The 2,394-nt window shown below is 72.4% G+C and carries 4 protein-coding genes; 2 read left to right on the top strand and 2 right to left on the bottom strand.

Annotated elements, in window-relative coordinates; translation table 11 throughout:
- A partial coding sequence (locus tag AC3XYG_RS09020) for a LysR family transcriptional regulator (protein WP_489139485.1) occupies nt 1-666 on the bottom strand: 666 nt, incomplete at its 3' end.
- Nucleotides 667-762: 96 nt separating this feature from the next.
- Here AC3XYG_RS09020 and AC3XYG_RS09015 point away from each other — a divergent pair.
- Nucleotides 763-1,326: a DUF4865 family protein gene (locus tag AC3XYG_RS09015; protein WP_489139484.1), complete on the top strand. Its 564-nt coding sequence runs from the start codon at nt 763-765 to the stop codon at nt 1,324-1,326.
- The gene (locus AC3XYG_RS09010) at nt 1,323-1,451 is read left to right on the top strand and encodes a hypothetical protein (RefSeq protein WP_489139483.1); all 129 of its coding nucleotides are present in this window, start codon (nt 1,323-1,325) and stop codon (nt 1,449-1,451) included. Before AC3XYG_RS09015 ends, AC3XYG_RS09010 begins: the two co-directional genes overlap by 4 nt.
- 16 nt (nt 1,452-1,467) lie before the next feature.
- Here AC3XYG_RS09010 and AC3XYG_RS09005 read toward each other — a convergent pair whose 3' ends face one another.
- Nucleotides 1,468-2,373, bottom strand: coding sequence for a LysR family transcriptional regulator (locus AC3XYG_RS09005; RefSeq protein WP_489139482.1), 906 nt, complete (start codon nt 2,371-2,373; stop codon nt 1,468-1,470).
- Nucleotides 2,374-2,394 lie beyond the last annotated feature (21 nt).

Below are 2,394 nucleotides of genomic sequence, written 5' to 3'. Positions count from 1 at the left end.
GGCCACCGCCATCACGCCGCCGCCGACGAACACCTCGGTCCAGGGATGGCCGGCCTCGTCCAGCACCTTGACCGCGATGCCGCGCACGCCGCAGGGCGCGGCCATGCTGGCCAGGCGCAGCGGCTCGCCCGGCCGGTGGCGCCAGCCCGGTGCGGCGAAGCAGCCGAACCGTTCCTCCGCCAGCACCTCGCCGTCGCGGCGGCCGCCCTCGCGTCGGACGATCGCGGCATCCAGCTCGTCGCGGTCGAAGGCGGCGACCAGGTCGCGCGACGCCGCGATCCGGACATCGATCACCAGCAGCGGGTCATAGGCCGACAGCCGGCCCAGCAGCGCCGGCAGGTCGGGGCCGGCGACATGGTCGCTGATGCCGATGGTCAGCCGCCGGGGCGGCGCCGCCGCCAGCTGCGCCACCGCGCGGTCGTGGGCCAGCAGCAGGTCGCGGGCGGCGTCGATGAAGCGGTCGCCCTCGGCCGACAGGCGGACGCGCCGCGGCGTGCGGTCCAGCAGCCGGCAGCCCAGCCGCTCCTCCAGCCGCTTCAGCTTCAGGCTGATGGTCGCCTGCGACGTGTCCATCGCCTCCGCCGCCCGGGTGAAGCTGCCGAGGTCGGCGACCAGGACGAAGGCCTGGACGGTGTCGAGGTCGAGCGGAGCGGGATCCATCATCATGTCCAGATCTTATCGCAAATATATTCACCCATATGTTGATGCAATGACTGGCCGGCCGCAATCTCTGGTTCCTCCGATCGCGACAGGACCAGCCTCATGTTCGCAAAGCAGTATTCCCATCACCTGCCGGCCGATTACGACATGGCGCAGATCGACCGGCGGGTGGCGGCCCGTGCGCCGCTGTGGGACGGCCGGGAAGGGCTGGCCTTCAAGGCCTTCGTGTCGCGCCGACGCGGTCGCAACGGTGCCCCGGCCAATGTCTATGCCTCGGTCTATCTCTGGCGGGACGATGCGGCCGCCGCCGGCTTCCTGCTGGACGGGTTCCAGACCGTCATCGACGGCTTCGGCCGGCCGCGGGTCGAGGCTTGGCTGCCCCTGGCCGCGCGCAGCGGGCCGGCCCGCCAGGCACTGTCGCTGGTGCGGGAGGACCGCCCGATCGAAGAGGGTGCGGATTTGCCAACGCTGAAGGCGGCCGAGACCGACCGGATCCGGGATCTCGCCGGGGAGCCGGACGTGGTCGCGGCGGTCGTGGCGCTGGATGTGCCGGCCTGGACGCTGGTCCGGCTGACCCTGTCCTCCCGGGCGGCGGACGGATCGCGGCCGGGCACCGCCTTCGATGTCCTGCACCTGTCCCGGCCGGGGCTGGAGCGGTTGTCATGACAGCCGCGCCGGACCGGCTCGACGGCAAGACCGTCCTCGCCGCGCATCTGCTCGGCCTCGGTTCCGTCGCCGCCTTCGTCCTGGCCCTGACTGTCGCCCTGGCGCGGCTGTTGCTCTGGATCTGATCCGGGCGCGGGAACGTCAGGCTTCCGCCTGCGCCGCCACGAGATCGCGGAACCAGCGCTGGGCGGGATTGGCATCGTTGCGCCGGTGCCAGGACAGCACGAAGGGCACCGGCGGCAGGTCGAGCGGTGGATCGAGCAGACACAGGGCGCCGGCATGGCCGGAGGCCGCGACCACGCCGCGCATCAGCGTCGCGATCAGGTCGGACTGCGCCACGACACCAGGCGCCGCATAGGTCTGCGGCAGGGTCAGGCCGAGCCTGCGCTTGAGGCCCCGTTTCGCCAGCGCGGCATCGACCAAGCCGAACTGCTCGTGCTCGGGCGACACCAGCAGGTGCGACAGCGCCAGGAAGCGGTCGAGATCGAGCGGCTGGCCCGCTGCAGGGTGGCCACGGCGCAGCACGCAGACGAAGCGCTCCTCGAACAGCGGGCGGGACAGGATGCGGCCGGCCGGTGCCACCGGCACGCCGATCGTCGCGTCGGCCTCGCCGGCATCCAGCACCCGGACCGCATCGTCCCGCGCCGTGAAGCCGCGCACCCGCAGCTGGGCGCCGGGCGCGGCTGCCTGCAGCGCCGTCACCAGCCGCGGCAGCAGCAGGAAGGCCGGGTGATCCGACAGGCCGAGGGTGAAGGTCGCCGTCGACGCGGCCGGGTCGAAGTCCCGGGTGAAATCCAGCGTGCGCTGGATCTGCGCCAGGGCGCCGGACAGGGGTTCGGCCAGGTCGAGCGCGCGCGGCGTCGGCTGCAGGCCCTGGGGGCCACGCACGAACAGCTCGTCCCGCAGCAGGGCGCGCAGCCGGGCCAGTGCGGCGCTCATCCCCGGCTGGGTCCGGCCGATGCGGGCGCCGGCACGGGTGACGCTGCGCTCCGCCATCAAGGCGTCGAAGGCGACCAGCAGGTTCAGGTCGATGCCATGAAGATCCATGGTGTGGATGATCTCATATCA

The organism is Inquilinus sp. (assembly GCF_057815775.1).
The sequence above is the reverse complement of the archived record's forward strand: the minus strand, read 5'-3'. Positions and strand labels throughout refer to the sequence as shown.

Coding starts and splice junctions, on each gene's coding strand:
- AC3XYG_RS09015 (WP_489139484.1), top strand. CDS start 763: ATGTTCGCAAAGCAGTATTCCCATCACCTGCCGGCCGATTACGACATG.
- AC3XYG_RS09005 (WP_489139482.1), bottom strand. CDS start 2,373: ATGGATCTTCATGGCATCGACCTGAACCTGCTGGTCGCCTTCGACGCC.
- AC3XYG_RS09010 (WP_489139483.1), top strand. CDS start 1,323: ATGACAGCCGCGCCGGACCGGCTCGACGGCAAGACCGTCCTCGCCGCG.